This window comes from Bacillus cereus group sp. Bc010 (assembly GCF_027716745.1).
Classification (GTDB): Bacteria; Bacillota; Bacilli; order Bacillales; family Bacillaceae_G; genus Bacillus_A; species Bacillus_A pacificus.
The window spans coordinates 1-2,204 of record NZ_JAQFUY010000090.1 but is presented as its reverse complement, the minus strand read 5'-3'; the positions used below and the strand labels follow the sequence as shown (position 1 = coordinate 2,204).

Genomic DNA, 2,204 nt, shown 5'->3' with positions numbered 1-2,204 from the left:
TTTAGTTATTAACGATTTGTAAAGATCTTATCGATTAAACCGTATTCTAAAGCTTTTTCTGCTGTCATGAAGTTGTCGCGGTCTGTGTCGCGTTGTAGTACTTCAAGTGGTTGACCTGTGCGGTCAGCAAGAATTTGGTTTAGTTTTTCACGTAAGAATAGGATACGTTTAGCAGCGATTTCGATTTCAGTCGCTTGACCTTGTGCTCCACCAAGTGGTTGGTGAATCATTACTTCACTGTTTGGAAGTGCATAACGTTTTCCTTTTTCACCTGCTGCAAGTAAGAATGCACCCATAGATGCAGCCATACCGATACAGATTGTTGATACTTGCGGTTTAATAAACTGCATTGTATCGTAAATTGCCATACCTGCTGTGATAGAACCACCAGGGCTGTTGATGTAGATGTGAATATCTTTTTCTGGATCTTGAGATTCCAAGAATAAAAGCTGGGAAACGATTGAGTTAGCTACGTTGTCATCAATTGCGCTACCAAGCATAATGATGCGGTCTTTTAATAGTCGAGAGTAAATATCGTAAGCGCGTTCTCCACGATTTGTTTGTTCAATTACTGTAGGAATTAAATTCATCTGTTATTTCCTCCTTATAAAGCTTTCTTAGTCTTATAATACAATTATGGTCAATAAAGGTCAAACGAAACCACTTTAAATCAAAAAAATATGTAGTTGTACCATGAAATATTCGCTATGTTTTTGAAATTCCCTGCTTATGTATCTTCAACATCATAACCGAATTACATAAATTTAAACGTTATAAAAACTGTAGAAAAAAAGAAAAGAACGCCTTTTGACTGAAGCGTTCTTGCGATATCTATTCTTTTAAAAGATAGGTTACTTTATTTAAAATCTTTTCGATTTGTTTCGCGTTTTTACTATACATTTCGCTCGCTGATTTCGACTTTGTTTCTAGGGAAAATAGTTCGAGATCAGCATGACATTTTTTTAATGATGCTAATAATAAAGGTTTGTTTTGAGGAGAAGGCATTTGTAGTTTGTCATTATAAATGTCGATAGTCAGTTGTCCGTATGAATCAACTTGACCGAGAAAGACATTTTCGATAACAACACCGAGCTTTTCTAGTTCAGCATGTAGCCAAGCGCGGTTATGTCCACTTGCGGATAGCGGTTCATCTAAGACATTGCCATCCATAATAACAGTTTGTGGTTCTTTTTCGTTCGGCACTTTTAAACCGATGTCTTTTGCTGTGAGTGGTTGGCGATCTTTCTTTAATAATACATTTAATTCTCCGCTCGGTTCTAATACAGCAAATTCAACATCAGCTACGCTGAAAGCATCTTTTCCACGGAGAAGTTCCAGTAATTCGTCACTTGTATATTTTTCTTTCTTTAAATTATCTTCGAGTATCTTTCCATCTTTTATTAATACAGTAGATTTCCCTTCAAAGAAGTCCCGAGCTGTTTTGTTCTTTAAAGAAAGGATTCCTGTTAAAAAAGGTACCACAGCGAAAATGAGTATCGCAAAGACGCCGTGAAAAAATTTTGAATCGAGCCCTGTAGATACTTGGGCAGCGATGTCACCGATTGTCATTCCGGCTATGTATTCAAAAAAGGAGAGCTGAGAGATTTGTCTTTTCCCTAACCATTTCGTAATAGCGAATAAAATAATTAATATGAATACAGAGCGAAGAATGACAAGTGTCCATTCCGGCAGGTGAGACATAGTCATTTCCTCCAGTCTACTTAAAACCCTTTATATTGAGGTTCTTCACGTTCTAATACTGAAACTCTATTTTGTAAATCAGCGATGATGCTGTCCATTTCTAACATACATTCATGAAATACACGTTTTGATTCTGCGTCCTGTGAATGTAGTGAAAGGGAGCTCAAACTTGCTTGAGCGCCCCTTACACTAGCAAGGCAGGTTTTGACGCTAGCGATAACTGTCATACGAACACCTTATCCTTTCGGTTTGAATAGCAATGCTCCGATGAAGCCGAAAATAATAGCTGCGGATACACCGGCGCTTGTTACTTTAAACATGCCGGTAATAACGCCAACGATGCCATGTTTTGCAGCTTCTTCCATTGCACCGTGAACGAGGGCATTACCAAAGCTTGTAATAGGTACAGTTGCCCCAGCTCCAGCGAAATCAATTAATGGTTCATACAAATTGAATCCATCTAATATAGCTCCAGCAACAACGAGTGTTGCCATTGTATGAGC

Annotated in this window: 4 protein-coding genes; all 4 read right to left on the bottom strand. The window is 38.0% G+C overall.

All coding sequences use genetic code 11. The features are described from left to right. Positions 1-8: 8 nt before the first annotated feature. The gene (gene clpP / locus PDQ68_RS28465) at positions 9-590 is read right to left on the bottom strand and encodes an ATP-dependent Clp endopeptidase proteolytic subunit ClpP (protein WP_001049162.1); all 582 of its coding nucleotides are present in this window, start codon (positions 588-590) and stop codon (positions 9-11) included. A gap of 241 nt (positions 591-831) precedes the next feature. Continuing rightward, positions 832-1,701, bottom strand: a complete 870-nt coding sequence (locus PDQ68_RS28460; protein WP_000018910.1) for a DUF421 domain-containing protein — start codon at positions 1,699-1,701, stop codon at positions 832-834. Positions 1,702-1,721: 20 nt separating this feature from the next. Next, positions 1,722-1,928, bottom strand: a complete 207-nt coding sequence (locus PDQ68_RS28455; RefSeq protein WP_000215900.1) for a DUF1657 domain-containing protein — start codon at positions 1,926-1,928, stop codon at positions 1,722-1,724. A 9-nt stretch (positions 1,929-1,937) separates the two neighbouring features. Beyond that, a partial coding sequence (locus PDQ68_RS28450; protein WP_270787168.1) for a SpoVA/SpoVAEb family sporulation membrane protein occupies positions 1,938-2,204 on the bottom strand: 267 nt, incomplete at its 5' end.

Coding starts and splice junctions, on each gene's coding strand:
- PDQ68_RS28455 (WP_000215900.1), bottom strand. CDS start 1,928: ATGACAGTTATCGCTAGCGTCAAAACCTGCCTTGCTAGTGTAAGGGGC.
- clpP (WP_001049162.1), bottom strand. CDS start 590: ATGAATTTAATTCCTACAGTAATTGAACAAACAAATCGTGGAGAACGC.
- PDQ68_RS28460 (WP_000018910.1), bottom strand. CDS start 1,701: ATGTCTCACCTGCCGGAATGGACACTTGTCATTCTTCGCTCTGTATTC.